This is a genomic window from Clostridium facile, from assembly GCF_014297275.1.
Lineage (GTDB): Bacteria > Bacillota > Clostridia > Oscillospirales > Ruminococcaceae > Massilioclostridium > Massilioclostridium facile.
In genome coordinates this window covers 2,408,610-2,427,736 of record NZ_JACOQK010000001.1, presented here as the reverse complement: position 1 = coordinate 2,427,736, position 19,127 = coordinate 2,408,610, and the positions used below count along the sequence as shown (strand labels likewise).

Genomic DNA, 19,127 nt, shown 5'->3' with positions numbered 1-19,127 from the left:
GATGAAAAATACATTTATATGATATTTTCCTATTTTCGATGATTTAATTTTTCAGTAAAACCTCCAAAAAAGCAAAAAACTCCAGTTGGAAAACAACTGGAGTTTTTTCTGTTATAAGAAAAATTTACTAATATATCCTTGTACAAAAATAACCAGTACAATCAATGGGAGGACAAATGTAATGTATTTTCTTGTCCATTTTGGGAACTTAATCCCTTTACCGGTATTTGCTTCTTCGATAAAGTTATCCCAGCCCCAACCATAGCGGGTAACACAGAATAAAAGATATACCAAGGAACCTAATGGCAACAGGTTGCTGCTGACAATAAAGTCTTCCAAATCCATAATCGTACTGCCAGCACCAAATGGCTGTACCCCGCTCAGTACACTAAAGCCTAAAGCGCAAGGTAAAGAAAGGATAATCACCAACACAATATTGATTAAAACCGCTTTTTTACGGGACCATCCCCATTTATCCATGCAGGAGGAAATGATATTCTCAAATACTGCAATTACGGTAGACAACGCCGCAAATGCCATAAAGATAAAGAATAAACTTCCCCAAATGCGGCCTCCTTGCATTTCATTAAAAATATTTGGCAGGGTCTGGAAGATCAGTCCAGGTCCACTTCCTGGTTCCACACCAAAGGAGAAACAAGCAGGAAAAATGATCAAACCGGACATTACCGCTACAAAGGTATCCAATACTGTAATGCTAATAGCATCCCCAGTCAAGCGGCGTTCTTTTCCAATATAACTTCCAAAAATCGCCAGCGATCCAATTCCAATACTTAATGTGAAGAATGCTTGGCTCATCGCCGCAAAAATGGTATCCGCTAGCCCTGCTTCCATCATCCTTCCAAAGTCAGGCAACAAATAAAATTTTAATCCCTCTGATGCATTTGGCAAAGTTAAAGAACGGATTACCAAAACAATAATAAGAAATAGCAGGCAAAGCATCATGACTTTTGTGATTTTTTCTACCCCATTTTTTAGCCCTAAAGAACAAATCCCAAAGCCAATGAACACTACCAATACCATACATATCAGCATTAGCCATGGCTGTGCTGTCACTTCTCCATAAACCCCTTCTATTTGTGAGGTCGTCATCCCTACAAAATCTCCTTTTGCTGTTTTGGCAAAATACAACAGCATTAGGCCTGCAATTGTAGTATAAAACATCATTAAAATATAGTTACCTGCCAAGGCGACATATCCAAATAAATGCCATTTTTGTCCTTTTCTCTCCAACACCTCAAAAGACCGAATAGGACTCTTTTGGCTGGCACGGCCAACCGAAAATTCCATTACTACAATAGGTAATCCCAATATAATTAAAAACACAATATAGAGTAACACAAATGCTGCGCCCCCATACTGCCCTGTAATATATGGAAATCTCCATACATTACCCAAACCAATTGCACAACCGGCTGAAATTAACAAAAACCCCAACCTAGATGAAAATTTTTCTCTTTCCAACCATCTTCCACCTTTCCTGTTATTCTTTTGTCCATTCCTTGCAACCTTTTCATCCCCACTTCATAGGATAAGGGGATGGAAGAAAAAGGAGGAATGGCATGGAACAATTCTTTTCTATTATCGTTCTTTGTTTTTCCGCAAATATTGATACACTTATTTTATCTGCCACCACTGCTGCGGCAAACAAAAAATTTACCATACAGCATATTCTATGTATTGCAGTAATTTCTACTTTTGGAACATGGGCATCTCTTATAGTGGGAAGCTTATTTTCCGGCTTGCTCCCCACATGGCTTCCGGATAAAATTGGCGCAGCATTACTGGTACTGATTGGAATATGGATGCTGATGGACTCGATTTTGCATACCAACCAGCCCCAACAAACAACAGAGATATCATTTCAATCCTCTATTTTTTTAGCAATTGCGTTAACTATAAATAATGCTGGCATTGGATTTGCAGCAGGGGTTGCCGGATTGTCCATCGTTATAGCTACCACGGTAACCTTTATTATCACAATTCTATGCTTTATTCTGGGAAATTTCCTAGGAAAACACATTGCCCAAAAGTTACTTGGTAAATATTCTTCTATTTTGTCCGCCCTAGTTTTAATAGGGATTGGTTGCTATGAACTAATTGTTTCCTTTCTTTAAGGAAACATAGAAACCACAAAATAAGTGGACTCCCTATTTGCCAAAAACAAAAAATAAAATAGACATTTCCTAATACTTATGATGTTGCTTCAACTATCTTAACCCTAAAAAGGACAGTATCTTATCATTGGTTAAGATAAAGCCTTATCATTACAACTATTTCGTTCTGAATCAAACACAATTCATAAAGAAAAGCAAAATAAATCATTTTATCTTAATAAAATTATTATACCACATTTGCTAGGAAAGAAAAAGGGGTTATATTTTATAAATAATATAACGAAACCCTATAAAAATCACAAAATCCCACTGTGAATACAGTGGGATTTTGCCTATTTAAAATAATAGAAAATTAGCCGCCAATCTGGCACTCTAAAGCAGTATTATTTCTTACAGTATTTAAAAGTTCTTCTAACGCCTCATTGTTCTGAGGATCAATATTGCTTAACTCATACTTACGTCCAAGTCCTGCATATTTATCTTCCCCTAAGCGATGGTAAGGAAGTAGGTGGATTCGTTTTACTCCAGGCAGCTGCTCCGCAAATTTTGCAATTTGATAAATCTCACGAGGGGTGTGGTTGAACTCCGGAACAACTGGAACACGAATCACCAAATTAGCACCTGATTCCGCAATTTTTTTTGCGTTTTCCAAAATCAGTCGATTGGATTGTCCAGTAAATGCCTTGTGTTTTTCATCATCCACATGTTTGATGTCCATTAAAACCACATCCAGCCAGGGCAGCAGCTTTTGGATATTACTAAATGGCGCAAAACCCGTTGTTTCAATTGCAGTGTTAATACATTGTTCTTTGCAAGCACGCAGGATTGCCGCAGCAAAATCTGATTGGAACAGGCATTCTCCACCAGAAAGGGTTACCCCTCCGCCGGAACGCCAATAATAAGTTAAGTCTTTACGAACTTCATTTAATACTTCTTGAACGGTAACGTCCCGCCCCATTGTCTTTGGTACACCATTTACCACCATCTTTTGAATCTCATATTGCTGAGATTCTGGATTGCAACACCATTTGCAGCGCAATGGGCAACCCTTTAAAAAGATAATGGTACGGATACCCGGGCCATCATGTACAGAGAACCGCTGTACGTCAAAAATACGCCCTGTTTCTTCTAAATAACTGTGATCCATATTTCCTCCAACAGGCAAACTGCCCGGTTGTCTGATCAAATACGAGCCTACCTTTTGTTTTCTATTTTATTGGAAAACGTGTTCTGTACGTTTAATAATATCATCCTGCAAGGACTTGGATAATGTGGTAAACAACGCACTGTATCCTGCTACACGTACGACCAGACCTTTATAATTCTCTGGATGTTTCTGGGCGTCTATCAAAGTTTCCCTGCTGACAACATTAAACTGTACATGCATACCTTTTTGGTCAAAGTAAGCACGGATTAAAGACGCAAAGTTCGCCAATCCCTGTGTACCAGACAATGCAGATGGATGGAACTTCTGGTTAAACAGTGTTCCGTTGGATGCAATAAAGTGATCCAAACGGGATACCGAGTTACAAGCAGCCGTTGGTCCATGTACATCTTTTCCGGATACTGGGGATACACCATCTGCAACTGGCGTTCCAGCTAAACGGCCATCCGGTGTAGCACCTGTTTGCGCACCTAAAGGAACGTTAGCAGATACTGGATACAAACCAGCTTGGAAAATACCGCCACGTGGGTTATGGTACTGCTCTAATGGTTTTGTATAAGTATAAGCAACATCACGCGCAAACCGGTCTACCTCTTCAATATCGTTACCGAATTTCGGTAATTCATCAATCCAGTTTAATAACTGGTTGTATTTTGCTTGTTTTTCTGGAGAACAAGCTTGGGATTTTACCTGGTTGTAAACAGCAGCAATCTGTTCATTACTAACATTTTTTCCAACAGCAGCTAACTGTTTTACAATTTCAGCGGTAATTTGGGTTGCTTTTTCCTCCGACATACCATGTCCAAAGTTGTCATCTAAAGCTTGTTTGTATTCTGCCATGGTCAACTTATGCTGTTCAAATACCAGGGTTTTGATTGCCCAAAGTGCGTCTGTCATGTTGGCAATCCCAAAGCCCTGTGGACCGGTAAAGTTGTAGATTGCTCCACCTTCCTGCACACTCTTGCCCCGTCCAATACAATCTTCAATCATAGAGGAGAGGAATGGCAATGGACAACGTTCTGCATGGGCAACATCAATTGCATTATCTGCGTTTACTAACAAGCTGATCAAATATTCTGTTTGTTTTTTATACGCATTGTAGAACTCGTCAAATGTTTTCATCTGGGTAACGTCGCCAGTATCAATCCCAACCATTACGCCATTATCCATACCACGGGAGAATACCAGTTCCAAAGGGCGGAGCATGTTATAGAACGCAGCATCATGCCAGCCCTCAGTTTTTCCAGATTTTTGTGGTTCTACACAACCGATGATATTGTAATCACGGGCATCCTGTAATGTCAAACCACGGCTTTCCAGAGATGGAATAATCACTTCGTCGTTATAATAAGCTGGCAAACCAATTCCTGTTCTGGTCAGTTCTGCACATTTAATCAGCAATTCGTTTGGGGTACCATTCCAAACACGGCAGGACAAGGATGGCTGTGGCAGAAATACGTGCATAGAAGCTTCCACACACATAAAGGACAGGTCGTTAGTAACGTCCATACCGTTTTCATCCTGACCGCCAACACAAAGGTTCTGGAACAAACTATATCCAGCAAACCCTTCTGCAGAGGCAGCATCTCTCGCTTTGTTCAGGTCATTTAATTTAATCCAGATACAATCCAACAGTTCCTGAGCGGATTCGTGGGTGATTTTACCTTCTTTTAAATCCTTTTCAAAATAAGGGTACATATATTGGTCAAAACGGCCTGGGGAAATTGAGTGGCCGCTGGATTCCAACTGTAGCAACTGCTGTACAAACCAGAAGGACTGGCAAGCTTCATAAAAATTACGGGCAGGTTTACCTGGAACCTGGGCACAGTTGCGGGAAATTTTAAACAGCTCTGTTTTACGGGTTGGGTCCGTACATTCTTCTGCCTGTGCTGCCGCCAGTTCAGAATAACGGTGTGCATAACCAATGACTGCTTCACAGCTTTCAATGACCGCTTCTAAAAAGTGGCTGCGTCTTGCAAAATCCGCATCCCCTGGATTACATTTTGCCAAAGCAGCTTTTGCTTCTTCTATAATCCCTTCAAACCCAACTTGCAGGATTTTACCATAACATACGGTAACATGCCCTACCCCATTGTAGAAATAGTTTCCTGGAGTAAAAATATTATGCTCGATTGCTGTCAATGTTTCTGGAGTCATATAAGAAGTAGCCAAATCGCTGGTTGTTTTGCCTTCCCAATACTGGAACGCTTTTGCCAAACGTTGTTTGGTATCTTCGGAAATATAAAATGGATCCGCTTCACGGGTTTCCATGGTATCGAATTCATCCGCTACCCACTGGAAAGAGAACTCCGGAAAAGCCTGGCTACTACGTGGTGCAACCGTATTGCTTCCAACAATCAGTTCATGATCACGGATCACAATTGGAATATGCTTTAAAATATGGGCGAACGCTTTTGCGCGGCGTGTAATAATTGGTAAGCCTTCTGTCTGTTGGTAAGACTCGGTGAGCAGCTCCGCACGGTCCGCTTCCATTTGAGGCATCTTAGCAAACAGATCCTCTTTTAATTTTCCAATTCTAGGGCTAACTGGAATGGAACGGGTGTAATATTCTTTCATTTGTCATTCTCCTTGTCGGTGACACGATTCTTTTAGAATGAACGCTGGATTAAACTTTTTACCAGCAAAAACAAATTGAGAAAATTTTCTTTTTTCTCTTACAAAAAATCAAACAACATCAATATGATAAAACGAAAATAATTCTTGGTTACAGCCCTTATACGCTTTTGGTTGCGCCTCCAAAAGCGCACGAACAAGCTGTTTTCTCCGCTATACAGCAGATTTTCACCAGATTATAACGATCTTTTGCGACACTGGAATTCCAGTGCGCTAAGAATATACTGATACAGTATTTATTATAACTTTTTTACACATAAAAGTCAATGAAAGATGATGTTTCTATTCCGGTATAATAAATAGATGGTACAATGATATTCAGCAAAAAACAGCGGATTGAAGTGACCGTGGTAAACTGTCCTCCCTTCATAAAACAGCAGAAAGAAATTTATTAAAAATAAAACAATATAGGATATTCTAAATCATGCTGCAACCATAAATATGTTCCATTAAATTTCCTATATGACAAAAATTTCTTCCTACAAAATGAGAAAGCATTCTTACTGTTGCCATCACGCCAAATTCATCTTAAATATTGCGTTGTAAAAGTCCAACTAAATTTGATCAAAACCTATAAACATAAGTTTTATAAGGAAGATTTATTATCGTATATGAAACCCACTCTCTGTTTGCGTGGGTATTTCATGAATTTCCATCTGCTCCACCACAATAAATTGGTTTCCTTGGCGGATTTCCTTTAATACAGCGTCTACATTGGATTCTTCCCCTTGCAGTTCACACAATACGCTTCCATCCCATTGATTTTGCACCCAGCCAGTACATTGATTCACTGCTGCTCTAGTATTGATGAACCATCTTAACCCAACTCCTTGAACCCAGCCTGTAAGGCGTATTTGATACCGTAACATTTTTTCACTCCTTTTTCTTGACAAGCCTGTAGATCCGCATTATAATGATTGCGACCGCAAACTACTAACTTTTTCATAGAAAGCGAGGTAACCCATGCGGGAACTCATTAAATGGCTCTCCATTGCCGACCGATTTACAAGGCTAAACTTAGACAAAAATCTAGCCAATTTAAACATTAATAACAGCCAGTATTTCTACATTCTTAAAATATGTGAAAACCCAGGGATTACCCAAGATAAACTACAATCTTTTATCCATGTTAATCCAAGCAATATTACCCGTGCCCTGAACCAACTAGAAAAAACCGGGTTTTTATTGCGTTTCCCAAACGAGCAAGACAAACGGACATTCCACTTGTTTCCTACAGAACAGGCAAAAAAGGCGTATTCAGCTATTCTAGAAGCAATCCAACAAAGCTGTGAATCCCTTACTTATGGGTTTACAGAACAGGAAAAACAGCAATTCTTATTTCTCTTAAAAAAGTCTGCATCTAATATTTTAGCTTTAGAAAACGCAAAACGATTTCCATAACACATAACATAAAACCGGTGTATTCCAATACACCGGTTTTTCTTACCATATTAATCTGTTAATCCCGTAGTGGAATACCTTTGGCATCCGCTGGAATGGACCCTGTCAGAATCATAATTCCTTCTACCAGACCCCAAATCCACATACCTAAAATCATTAATCCACCAATTGCTACACACATAAGGAACATACCTAATATGCTTACTACTAATTGGATTACCGCCTTCCCGATAAATCCTAGATAAAAATTGTGAACGCCAAATAGGCCCAGGAAAATCCCCAGCAAACCTGCTGTTAATTTGGATTTTGCTTGGCTTACACCACCATAGTTTCCACCTTGTTGGGCAGCTCCACAGTGGGTACAGATGGCAGCCATTGGATCAACCTGATTACCACAGTTGGCACAGAACTGGTTCCCTACCCCAACAGCTACACCACAGTTTACACAAACCGCTGCGCCAGGATTAAGTGGTCTACCACAGTTTTTACAATAAAGTGGACCTTGATAAGCCTGCTGTTGTGGCATTTGTTGGTTGTAAGTAACTTGCGCTGTATATGTACCATAGCCTGCGTTTGGGCTGTATTGTTGTTGTGGCATTTGAGCAGTATCCTGTGGTTGTACTTGTGGCTGATTTGTTGGGTCGTTGGATGCCGCAGCCATCGGGGCACCACATTGTGGACAGTATGCAACATCATTTTCAGTTACAAAATTACAATTAGGACAAATCATGATAAAACCTCCATTTGCTTTTTTCAAGCAAAATAATCTGATATTCTTATCATACAATATTTTTATGCAATAGTCCACAAGAAAATTTCATTATTTTCAAAATATTCTTATCTTATTGTTGAAAAGCGATGGTAGTTTATAAACTTTTTATAAGGAATAGTTGTATTTCTCATTGCGTTGACAGGTTTTTTATTTTGCAGTATGATTAAGAAAAAGGAAGGATGTGTAAGCCATGCTTTGTACTTATGCGAAATGTTTGGTAAAGCCACAAAATATACAGGCTTTCCTCACACTGGCAAATACCTTAGTTGACGCCAGCCGTCTGGAACCGGGCAATGTTTCCTACGAGCTGTGCCAAGCCCCAGAGCCGGATAACTGTTTTGCTTTTGTGGAAAAATGGAAGGACCAGCAGGCGGTTGCCCTGCATTTAAACAGTGAACATTTTAATGTGTTGATCCAGCGGATTTCACCATTGTTAGAAAGGGAAATGGAGATTACCACTATGGAAGTGATTCTGTAACCACTTTTCCCCCTTTGCAGTTGGAATAATGCCCATCCTATTTGAGATAGGATGGGCATTATTCTATGATATGGTCAAGATAAAGGAAAGATAATTGCTATTTTTTTCGTTTCCCTGCCAAAACAGCGGTTGCTACTGCCACTGCCAGTACCGCACCTACCGCAGCCACAGTGTTATCCCCTGTACGCGGAGTAGTGTATCCAGTTTGTGTAACTGCTTCGGAGGAAGATTCGGATAAATTCTGCCCTCCAGACTGTTCTTCGGTAGATCCATCGGTAGAAATTGTTGAGGTAGTGTCCTGACCGATTAAGACCAGGCTATCAAGAACGGTTTGGAGCGCTACTGCCTGTTGGTCTACAGCGGACTGGTCATCAATCGAAAGTGTAGTATCCTCTAAAACAGCTTTGGCCTCTGCTAGGCTGGCATTTAGCACTGCCACGCTTTCAGCTGTATACAGATTTGCGTCTATGCTATCCCCCTGCTGAACTAGGGATTCAAGAATGGATTTATCCGCTTTATACCGTAAATCCATAGTGGATTGAATCAAGGCGTCGTAAGCGGGTTCAACCGTATCCGCCATTGCATTTTCATCCGCAATAACATCTGCCGCGTTTTCCAATGCGGTTAAAAATGCCTGTTTTGCATCCCCATCCGCATAAAGATCTAAATCCAACCCGTTCGCATAGGTATAAAATGTTTTTAACAGCGTTTTATCCCCTTTTACAAATCCCAGTTTATGGATTTCTTCCAACAAAGTAACCCATGCTTGGTCAATTTCTTCCTGGCTTGCAAACTGGTCGGTCTGGACAGTTTTAGCGGCTTCCAGAGCCTGATGGAAGGACTGCTGCACCATTGGAATGACATCATCAAAAGAAGAAGATGTTTGTTGCGCTTCCGCATAAGTGATCACTTGATCTAGTACTGTTGTATTGGTGCTAAAAATCGACTGGTATCCAGGAATATTTTCTACTGCCAATTGGTCATACATTTTGGCGAACAACAATGGATTGAAGTTCGTAATTTGAAACCCACATCCACTAAGATCCATCTTGGCAATTTCAAGCCCCTCTGGGCTGGTGCCACGTTCATCAAACCCTTCGGATTCGGAACCAGTCCCGTTTAAATCGATAGCGGAACCTGTTTCCGGGTCAAATCCAGTGCGTCCATTTTCGTTATGGTATTTGGTAACAATCATACTGGTGCTTGCAAATTCCCCACCGGAATAGCTTCCGGTTTCTTCATTGTAGATGCCATCTGGACCTAACAGGTTACAAGTGATCGCCGCCATACCATCACGGTCGGTATAAGATCCAATCCTAGTTTCACGATACCATGGGTTTCCTGTAGTTGCGGTTGGATGGATTAACATTGTGCATCCCATAGCAGCATAATAGCGGCCTAATTCTGGGTAGAAATGTCCATCCCGGCAGATATCAACACCAATTTTACCCCATTGTGTATCCAACATATAAGGGGTATCCCCACAAACAGACCAATAAGACTCTACCCCTGCGCGATGCATTTTCTGATAGGAATCCACTGTGCCATCCGGTTTACAAATCGCAGCTGAGTTATAAACTTTTTCCACCATTTCACCTTTTAACGCTTCGTACATTGGGGTATCCATCTTTTGCGGCATACCAAAAACGATATACATATTATACTTTTTGGCATATTCCGCAATGATGTTGGTAGAAGGGCCCGGTATTGTTTCCGCCAGTGCGACCTGCATATATTGGTCGCCTTCAATGCCATCCGTTTCCGGATCTTCACAGCTATAGCCGGTAAGCACGGTTTCAGGGAATACGAGGATGTCAACATCATTTTGTGCCGCTTGTTCAATATAGCCGACCATCATCTGAATATTCGCATCCTTGTCCCCCCATGTTGCGGACACATTGGCCACAGCAGCTATAGGACCGTCAGTTACATCAGAAGAATACCGTAATGTCTCCCCGGAAGCCTGTTTGTCAGCAAGCTCTTTATACCATTTTGCATAATAATCGGGATGGAAATCCGAGCTGACTTTACAGGTAGAGCTTGGCATACCACTTAAATCAATCGCCTGGGAGTTGGAGAGCATCCCTTCGGTTGCAGTAATGATATCATCATCCCCAGTTGTCCCCGCATAATATACAGGTCCGCTAAACCGGCTTGCTAAAATAACACTGCCCCCTGGGAAATTGTACGTAGAAGACCCATCCTGTTTGATTGGACCATCCCCACCTACCAGGTTTGCGCTGGCAACCAGAATGCCTTCCCTAGATGTTATGCTTTCCAGGCGGTTTTTATAATACCATTCCCAGCCCTGGTCATCCCGAATATTATCACCATCTACATCGGTATAGGAACGGGAGGTAGCAGTCGGGTTTAACACAATACTACATCCTTGCGCAGCGTAATACCGTTCCAACTCCGGTGTAGCATAGGTATCATAGCAGATACTAATGCCTACTTTCCCCCACTGTGTGTTCACCATAACAGGAGTATCGCCCGGTGTACACCAGCTTCCTTCTACTGGGGTTATTTTCTGGTAGGCAGTTACTGTACCATCCGGAGAACAGGCAAACTCAGAGTTATAAGCGTGTTCCTTATCCCCCGATATTTGCTCAGATGTGCCGAAAAATACCCACATATCATATTGGTCTGCATAGGAGGCAATTTCCTGGGTAATCGGACTGGTTGTTGTTTCTGCCTCGTTTACTGCCATCTGATAAATTTCCGAATTTGGATCGCTAGAGGAAGCATAACCAGTCAAGCACATCTCAGGGAACAAAATCATTTGCACTCCTTGCTCGTCCGCCTGTTTCATATAAGAAAGTATGCTTTCCTTATTTGCCTCCTTGTCTCCCCACACAGGAGAAAAATTGACAACCGCCAGTTCCCCGGGCTGGATTGTTTTTGTGGCGCTTTGCCCGTTAGTAGCAGCTGTTGTAGTAACAAATGAGCTAACCGCAAGGGTTACAGCCACGGTGATTGCCAGAATACGAGAGCTTAATTTTGATTTCATAACTACACTCCTCTTTCATTTTTTAAACAAAACAAAAAAGGCAAAGACACCATCTGTAATGGCGCCTTTGCCTTTTCTCAATTGTTTCGTTGGCTTTATTATATACCCAGCATTTTTTTAAATCAACCCATCTAATTCAATTTCCTCAATTTAATTAAAATATATTATTAAAAAAGGATAATTTTTATAAAATATTTAACAAATAAAAACATCCTACTAAAAGTTGTATCAGATTTATAAAGGCTATTCCAAAAAAGCAAAACCAGAGCATAAACATGATTCATTTCCTTATAAAACAGATTAATTTGATTGTTGCATCCACGAATAATGGTTTTTACATATTATTGTAACTGCGCACCATAAAAAGCCCAATGTCAAAATCCAACGATCTACTAAATTAAACGGAAATACTATAAATAATGAAAAAATAATTACCCAGATCCAAACTATCATTCCAAGAATACACGCAACAGGAAAATACAAAAAAATATCATTCAACTGTTTTCCAAAGCACAAAAAACTCGCCATTCCATAACTAATTCCGAACAAAATAATAAATAGGATCATTTTTATCAGACCAGATTGGCTTTCCATTAGGGAAGTTGTTGCTATCAAAAAGCCAATAATGCTCAACAATACTCCAACCATTATTCGAGCAATTCCTTTTAGTACCTTCATTTTCCTCACCTTTTGTATCTGTCCAATATTATCACAATAATATCATATACTATAGTTTATATAATTTAAAATAATTATATCACGTTGATGAAAGAAAATCAATCTTTCATAATAAACTTTGGTGATATGTATGAATAATAATTATAGTATAGGAACACGCCTTCGTGAATTAAGGCGCTCCAAAGGACTTTCCCAAGAACAGTTGGCCTTGAGGGCTGATATTACAACTGCTTATTTGGGCCAAGTGGAACGAAATGAAAAAAACCCTACTGTTGTTATCATGGAGAAGTTATGCAATGCTTTAGAAATTTCTCTTTCCGATTTTTTTAGCAATCAGCCATTGAAACAAAACGAAACCGACGTTGTAACTGGACAAATTTTGTATGAACTAAAAAACACCACAGAATTGGAAAAAATTGAGATACTTCACATTATTCAACATGCGTTAAAATTAAAGAGTATAAAATAAAATCCTGATAGATTTTTCTTCTATCAGGATTTTATTTTCTATAACATATTTTTTTTATGCAGGATAACCGCCACAATAATGACAAGTAAAATAGAGATACAAATGGGGAACCAGAATACCGGCAGCGGAAGGAACGATACATTCATTCCATAAAAACTACTAACCAGTGTTGGTATCGCCATTAAAATGGTAATAGAAGTAAGTACCTTCATCACAATATTCAGGTTGTTGGAAATGATGGACGCATAGGCATCCATGGTTCCACCCATAATGTCCCGGTAGATGGTACACATTTCAATTGCCTGCTTTACTTCTAGCAATACATCTTCCAACAGATCTTTATCATCGTCATATAATTTCAACAAACGACCACGGAAAATCTTTTGGAGCGTCACCTCATTCGCCTTTAAAGAAGTGGAAAAATAAACTAAGCTCTTTTCAATGGTCATCATGCGGAACAATTCTTTATTCTTCATGGATTTATGCAATTGCTGCTCCGCGAAATCGGTAATTTTGTCAATCTGTTTTAGGTAAGCCAGATAAGTTTGAGAAATCCGGTAAAAAATTTGAAAAATTAATCGAGTCCGATACTGAGTATAGGTATTGCGAATTAATCCATTGGTAAAATCTCGAATAATAGGAGAATCCTTAATACAAACCGTAATCAAGGTTTTTCCTTTCATAATAATCGCCAAAGGCAAGGTGCAAAATTCAATATTTCCCTTTTCATCACTGGTTCTATCGGGAATGTCGATGATAATGGCGGTCTGGTCATCCTCTGTATCAATATGAGGGGTTTCTTCCTCGTCCAACGCAGAACTAAAAAAAGTAGGTTCTACCCCTAATTCTTTGATGATAAAGTTGCGTTCCTCTGTAGTAGGAGCAACCATATTAATCCAAGTATAGTCTTCTAGCTGGCTAATGGGAGTAATGTGGCCATCCAGTGTTTTATAGAATTCCATCATCGTAGAACTCCTCCTTTCTTATTTAGCCACATGGTTCACATATGGCTATTATCGTGTTTACAATTCGCTTTCGTCCGACATCGTCAGCCATATATGTACTCCTTTCTTTTATTTTACGCAAACTTATTTTTGGGCAATAAAAAAGCCGTTTTGCACACGACAAAACAGCTACACCCACTGTTCGCCGAGTTTTGGCTCTCCAGGGCATAGATAGAAAACACTATCAGCTGTGTTAGACAAAACCTTAACTCGGTAGTGCCAGCTGACCCGTTGGCGTCTCTCGACATTTCCGGGCAACAGCCATATCCATGGAGTAACCTCACCTAACGGTGTATAATTTTATTATAAAACGATACCTATATTATGTCAAGGAAAAGAATACTTGAAACGGAGGAAATTAACGCATAATACGTTTATCCTCTTTTATAAGCAATGTTTTTATGAAATTTTTCTATTATCCGATAGACAGCTAATAAAACTTTTCGTAACGTATTACGGTATATATTTAAAAAATATATACCGTAATACTGCAAAAGTTATTTTCTCACGATTCTTGGTGCATCTGTTAATCTTTCTGCTCCATTCTCCGTAATTAAATATCCATCTTCCATTCTCATACCATTAATTTCCGCTTCATATAATGGAATATCAACTGATATCACCATATATTTTTGAATAACTGTTTTACTGGATGGTCCTAGAATTGGAGCTTCAAATTCGATAACACCTACACTATGTAGGCCAGAATACATAAAATTCTTTTCATATCCTGCCTCTTTCATCACATAACGCCCCATTGCCTCTACTTCGCTGCCTATATTTCCAATCTTTAAATTCTCAGAACAAACTTGTTGCGCCTTTTCCATAGCTAATACAGCTTTCCATTCTTGTTCATTGGGAGTACCAAGAAATACCGGCCTACCACAAGCTCCATGATATCCTTCATATCTTGGTGCTAATGTAACTACTACTACATCATTTTTCTGGATTACTCTATCTGTTGTACGGGAAATAATATGGCGGGTGTTTGGTCCAGATGAAACCATAGTATCGATTCCAAACCCTTCCGCGCCATTTTTACGCATGATATATTCCGCTTCTGCTGCAACCTCACGTTCTGTAACTCCAGGCCTAATCGCATCAATTGCTGTTTTCATACCCAGGTTTACAATTTCGTAAGCTCTACGAATAACCGCAATTTCTGCTTGTGATTTAATACCACGTAATACATTGATCTGTTGGTCCACATCAACAAATTCAATTTCAGGGCAAGCTTTTACAATCGATTCATATAACTGGGCTCCCATGTATATCTTTCCTGCAATACCAATTTTTTTGACATCATATTGCACTCTATTCTTTAACATTTCTACAAACGGTTTAATTACAGAAAATGGATAATCCTCATCTTCTGCTGACATTTCTTGAAGGACGGTTACATCCTGAATGATTCCCACCTGTTGAGCGTATCCATCTGTTTCCGGTCCTGTTAAAACAATTGGATCCTTTCCTCGAACAAACATAAGAATTACTGGCTCAAAATGTGTTGGTAGGTTAGAATAATATCTTGCATAAGCATTTCCATAAGTAGCTCTATCATCGCTATAAGTCAAAACAACATCTAACTCATTTTCATTCATCATTTCTTGGACTTTTTGCCAACGGTCTTGATATTCTTCTTTTGGAATTTTTATTAAATTCATTGTAATTCCCCTTATTATTTTATTATACAGTTTAATATGGTAAATTTGGATAAAAACTAATATATTTACCTGAATAAATCATATATTACCATCAAGCCTATAAATTTGTCAATTAAATTCTAAAACAGGCAAATAATATTCATAATAAGCTATACTACTAGATTATATTAAAAGAGATATACAGTTTCTTTTTTCCAATAACGGCTAATATTCTGTTCTTTTTGTATAATATGAATCCTCATTACACGTTTCTTTGATCAACCTTATTGGAACTCACGTATGGCCAAAAGTTTACTAATAAGAAAAACCCTTTTGCTAATAATGAAGCAAAAGGGTTTTTCAATTAAAGATGTCGATTGTTTCGATTTTGGAAATTTCTCCGGTTCCGCTGGTTTGGTTTTACAGGATACAACGGTTTTTGGCGGTTATTCTTGGAATAGTTACCTTGTTTGGAAGACTCCTCTGTATATTTTTTAGCGGAAGTCATTCTACCACAAATCCGGCATTGCTGCATGGATTGGATCACCTGTTCTGAAATACTCTCTGGAATAGATACAATGGTTTGATAGTCTTGTACATCAATCTTTCCAATTTCACTCCCTGGAAAGCCGGTGTGTTCTGTCAATGCCCCTAGAATATGGTTGGCTGCTACATGATTAATCTTGCCTGCATTTAACACAATCTTGGTATATGGCTCTTTGGTAATCCTCACTTTTGGAGTACGGTTTATCTCTTTTATCTGGCTAGCTGGAACCAATTCTGTTTTGCCAAAATGTAGTTCCAGCGCAGCTGCTGCAAGCTGCATAGGGTCATATCCCTGGCGTACCAACTGCTCTACTGTGGAACGGCATGCTAAGTCAGGTTTATCCCCGTTTAAAACAGACAAAACTTCCTTGGTATACTTTTCTTCTGCCTGCTCCAATGTCCATCCACGGACAGGAAGTTTACACCGGTTTAGTTTCGATTTTGTCATACGGGCAATCTGGTATAAATCATCCACCTGGCTTTTGCCACAACAAAGAGTAACTGCAATCCCCTCTTTTCCAGCTCTGCCAGTACGGCCAATCCGATGGACATAGTATTCTGGATTTTGTGGGATATCATAGTTAAATACATAGTCCACATTATTTACATCAATTCCACGGGCTGCCACATCAGTTGCTACCAACAGGTTTAAGCGCCCTGTTTTAAAGCCATTCATAACACGGGTCCGCTGGGATTGGTCCATATCCCCATGTAATCCATCCACATAAAAACCTGCCATTGCCAAAGCATCTGCCAGCTGTTCCACCATTTTTTTAGTGTTACAGAAAATAATCGCCAAAGAAGGGTCATAAGTTTCCAGCAAAATCTCCAGTGCTTCCAATTTTTTGTCCTGTTGTACTTCATAATAACGTTGAGAAATGGCGTCTAGCGTTACTTTTTTGCTGTTGATCTGGATCATTTTAGGATTTTTTTGATATTGTTTGGTCAACGCCAAAATAGCTGGGGGCATAGTTGCGGAAAATAGCACTGTTTGGCGATTTTCTGGGGATTGTTTTAGAATAGTTTCGATGTCATCACGGAATCCCATGCTGAGCATCTCATCCGCTTCGTCCAAAACAACCATTTTTAACTGGTCCAGCCTCAAAGTGCGGCGGCGAAGATGGTCCATAATTCTGCCCGGTGTCCCCACTACAATCGAAGCACGTTTTAATTTTAAAATTTGGCGTTCCATTGAGGAACCGCCATATACTTCCGCAATTTTTACCCCTTCTTTATAACGGGCAACTTTTCGCAGTTCATCCGCAGCCTGCATTGCCAATTCCCGGGTAGGGCATACCACCAACACCTGTACTTTGCCCGCACGTTGAGAATCCAAATCTGTTTCAATCATTTCCACTGCTGGGATCCCAAACGCAACGGTTTTTCCCGTTCCAGTCTGGGAACGTCCAATTACATCTTTTCCCTGCAAAATAAGCGGAATCGTCTGCGCCTGAATATCCGTTGGCGTAGAAAACCCCATTGCGTAAGCAGCTCGTTCCAATGATGGCGAAAGGTTTAATTCTGAAAATGAGAGTTTTGGGTTCATTCTAGTCCTCTTTCTAATTCCAGTAATTGCTGGAACATAATTGTAATCGTCTTTATCAAAATATATCAAACACCCTATTTTAAATACAAAAGCTACGGCAAAAGTGCAAGAATGCTTTTGTCATGTTACGTGTTGTACATAGAAAAACAACGAGGAAGAGCCTTCCTCGTTGTCAGCAAATCATATAAATAAGTATAGCATATTTTGTGAAGATTGTCAAATAAGGATTTATTTTTCAAAAGTATATGCAAACCCCCATTGTTTACGGCAGGTATCCATAATTTCCATAACAGCCTGGGTATGTTCCAATGGAATCCAAGGGGATTCCTTTAATCCCGCCTGTAAGCATCGGGTTGCCTCCATGCCTTCATATTCGTAGCCGTTTTTCTCAAATGGATAGTGAACCTGTTGGATTATTTCATTGTTTAAATCCCGCAATTGGGCAGATTCCGCACATAAGAAGTTATGGTCAATGGTAATCTTCCCTTTTGTACCTACAATAACGGCAGGATTTTGCTGATGCACATTAAATCCACTGGAAATTGCCGCGTAGTTTCCGTTTTCATATTTTAAAATAATGGAATTATTAATATCCACACCAGTGTGGGCAAAGTCTGCTGCGGATAAAACCTCTGTTGGATGATGTCCCAATAAAGAGCAAGCGTATGTAATAGGGTATACTCCTAAATCAAGTAATGCACCTCCGCCAATTTCATAGTTATACAACCGGTGAGGTGGATTTGCTTTCCCCGGAGTAAAAAAGTCCGCTTTAAAGAAACGAACTTCCCCAATCCTTCCTTGGCTTACCCAATCCATAACAGTACGATAAACCGGAGTACATTTGGTCCACATGGCTTCCATCAAAAATAAATTGTGTTCCCTGGCATAGGTAATTTGTTCTTTGGTGTCCTTGGCATTCATGGAAAACGGCTTTTCGCATACCACGTTTTTTCCAGCCCGCAGCGCCAACATAGTATATTCATGGTGCCACCTACTTGGAACGCCTACATAAATGACATCTATATCTGGGTCGTTCACTAACTCCTCGTAACTTCCATATCGCCGCTCGATCTCAAAACGGTCCCCAAATTGCTCCGCTTTTTCCTGGGAACGGGAACCAATTGCTAAAATATTCGCATTGCTAACTGTTTGCAGCCCAGTGCAAAACCAGGAGGAAATCCTGCCTGCTGCTAAAATGCCCCAATTAATTTTTTTCATTATTGATCAACCACCTTTTTCTGTTGCTTATTTTTTGTTTTAACTTCAGTTCCATATACTCTTTTGCGCCATAATAAAGGAAAACCACCAAAACTTCATTTCACACATGAACGGAAAAGGCGAGTTTCCATAATGGTGGATAAAACTTTTTCCCACGCTTTACACAAACAAAGTAACCTCTGGTACAAAAACGGACATAGTAGATACCAGCATAAATGATAACAGCGATCCCCACAGATAATACCATCAATAAGATTACTCCCACCACAATATTCATTCTAGTTTTCCCTTGATTTCACTCGACTCCTTGTACAATTTTCACAATTTCCTACTGGCCTATTCCGATAGATAACATGCCATTTTTATGTATTCTGTTGCTACAAACCTCAACCATGTTAGAACTACTAGAATATTAATTTTATTATACT

The 19,127-nt window shown here is 39.7% G+C and carries 16 protein-coding genes and 1 riboswitch; of the genes, 4 read left to right on the top strand and 12 right to left on the bottom strand.

What is annotated here, in order from left to right:
* Positions 1–111: 111 nt before the first annotated feature.
* Positions 112–1,482, bottom strand: a complete 1,371-nt coding sequence (locus H8Z77_RS10045; RefSeq protein ID WP_186996916.1) for a sodium-dependent transporter — start codon at positions 1,480–1,482, stop codon at positions 112–114.
* Positions 1,483–1,580: 98 nt separating this feature from the next.
* Here H8Z77_RS10045 and H8Z77_RS10040 point away from each other — a divergent pair, with 98 nt between their 5' ends.
* The gene (locus H8Z77_RS10040) at positions 1,581–2,135 is read left to right on the top strand and encodes a manganese efflux pump MntP (protein ID WP_186996915.1); all 555 of its coding nucleotides are present in this window, start codon (positions 1,581–1,583) and stop codon (positions 2,133–2,135) included.
* A 352-nt stretch (positions 2,136–2,487) separates the two neighbouring features.
* On the opposite strand, the gene H8Z77_RS10035 is transcribed toward H8Z77_RS10040, so the two are convergent.
* The 3 genes from H8Z77_RS10035 to H8Z77_RS10025 all read right to left on the bottom strand — a co-directional run bounded on the left by H8Z77_RS10035 (position 2,488) and on the right by H8Z77_RS10025 (position 6,803).
* On the bottom strand, positions 2,488–3,282 hold the full coding sequence (locus H8Z77_RS10035) for a glycyl-radical enzyme activating protein (RefSeq protein WP_069986824.1): 795 nt from the start codon (positions 3,280–3,282) through the stop codon (positions 2,488–2,490).
* Positions 3,283–3,348: 66 nt separating this feature from the next.
* A complete protein-coding gene (locus H8Z77_RS10030) occupies positions 3,349–5,877 on the bottom strand; it encodes a glycyl radical protein (RefSeq protein ID WP_186996914.1) in 2,529 nt (842 codons plus the stop codon).
* 659 nt (positions 5,878–6,536) lie between these two features.
* Positions 6,537–6,803, bottom strand: a complete 267-nt coding sequence (locus H8Z77_RS10025) for an acylphosphatase (RefSeq protein ID WP_186996913.1) — start codon at positions 6,801–6,803, stop codon at positions 6,537–6,539.
* 94 nt (positions 6,804–6,897) lie between these two features.
* On the opposite strand from H8Z77_RS10025, the gene H8Z77_RS10020 reads away from it, so the two are divergent.
* Entirely contained in the window at positions 6,898–7,335 is a 438-nt protein-coding gene (locus tag H8Z77_RS10020) for a MarR family transcriptional regulator (protein WP_186996912.1), read from the top strand.
* A gap of 58 nt (positions 7,336–7,393) precedes the next feature.
* Here H8Z77_RS10020 and H8Z77_RS10015 read toward each other — a convergent pair whose 3' ends face one another.
* Positions 7,394–8,065: a double zinc ribbon domain-containing protein gene (locus H8Z77_RS10015; RefSeq protein ID WP_186996911.1), complete on the bottom strand. Its 672-nt coding sequence runs from the start codon at positions 8,063–8,065 to the stop codon at positions 7,394–7,396.
* A 232-nt stretch (positions 8,066–8,297) separates the two neighbouring features.
* On the opposite strand from H8Z77_RS10015, the gene H8Z77_RS10010 reads away from it, so the two are divergent.
* Entirely contained in the window at positions 8,298–8,585 is a 288-nt protein-coding gene (locus tag H8Z77_RS10010; protein WP_186996910.1) for a putative quinol monooxygenase, read from the top strand.
* Positions 8,586–8,682: 97 nt separating this feature from the next.
* Here H8Z77_RS10010 and H8Z77_RS10005 read toward each other — a convergent pair whose 3' ends face one another.
* Positions 8,683–11,595 carry a nitrilase-related carbon-nitrogen hydrolase gene (locus H8Z77_RS10005; RefSeq protein ID WP_186996909.1) on the bottom strand — a complete coding sequence of 971 codons (2,913 nt, stop codon included), beginning with the start codon at positions 11,593–11,595 and terminating at the stop codon, positions 8,683–8,685.
* A 300-nt stretch (positions 11,596–11,895) separates the two neighbouring features.
* The gene (locus H8Z77_RS10000; RefSeq protein WP_186996908.1) at positions 11,896–12,273 is read right to left on the bottom strand and encodes a hypothetical protein; all 378 of its coding nucleotides are present in this window, start codon (positions 12,271–12,273) and stop codon (positions 11,896–11,898) included.
* Between the two features lie 130 nt (positions 12,274–12,403).
* Between H8Z77_RS10000 and H8Z77_RS09995 the strand changes: the two genes are divergently transcribed.
* Positions 12,404–12,742, top strand: coding sequence for a helix-turn-helix domain-containing protein (locus tag H8Z77_RS09995; protein WP_186996907.1), 339 nt, complete (start codon positions 12,404–12,406; stop codon positions 12,740–12,742).
* Between the two features lie 38 nt (positions 12,743–12,780).
* On the opposite strand, the gene H8Z77_RS09990 is transcribed toward H8Z77_RS09995, so the two are convergent.
* From H8Z77_RS09990 to H8Z77_RS09970, 5 genes are all read right to left on the bottom strand, one after another.
* Positions 12,781–13,707 (bottom strand): magnesium transporter CorA family protein, encoded by a 927-nt coding sequence (locus H8Z77_RS09990; RefSeq protein ID WP_069986816.1) that lies wholly within the window; start codon positions 13,705–13,707, stop codon positions 12,781–12,783.
* A gap of 169 nt (positions 13,708–13,876) precedes the next feature.
* Positions 13,877–14,045, bottom strand: a riboswitch (M-box (ykoK) riboswitch).
* Between the two features lie 198 nt (positions 14,046–14,243).
* Positions 14,244–15,410, bottom strand: coding sequence for a M24 family metallopeptidase (locus H8Z77_RS09985; protein ID WP_186996906.1), 1,167 nt, complete (start codon positions 15,408–15,410; stop codon positions 14,244–14,246).
* A 343-nt stretch (positions 15,411–15,753) separates the two neighbouring features.
* A complete protein-coding gene (locus H8Z77_RS09980) occupies positions 15,754–17,481 on the bottom strand; it encodes a DEAD/DEAH box helicase (protein ID WP_069986814.1) in 1,728 nt (575 codons plus the stop codon).
* Between the two features lie 228 nt (positions 17,482–17,709).
* The gene (locus H8Z77_RS09975) at positions 17,710–18,699 is read right to left on the bottom strand and encodes a Gfo/Idh/MocA family protein (protein ID WP_186996905.1); all 990 of its coding nucleotides are present in this window, start codon (positions 18,697–18,699) and stop codon (positions 17,710–17,712) included.
* Positions 18,700–18,799: 100 nt separating this feature from the next.
* Positions 18,800–18,976 carry a hypothetical protein gene (locus H8Z77_RS09970; RefSeq protein WP_186996904.1) on the bottom strand — a complete coding sequence of 59 codons (177 nt, stop codon included), beginning with the start codon at positions 18,974–18,976 and terminating at the stop codon, positions 18,800–18,802.
* Between the last annotated feature and the right edge of the window lie 151 nt (positions 18,977–19,127).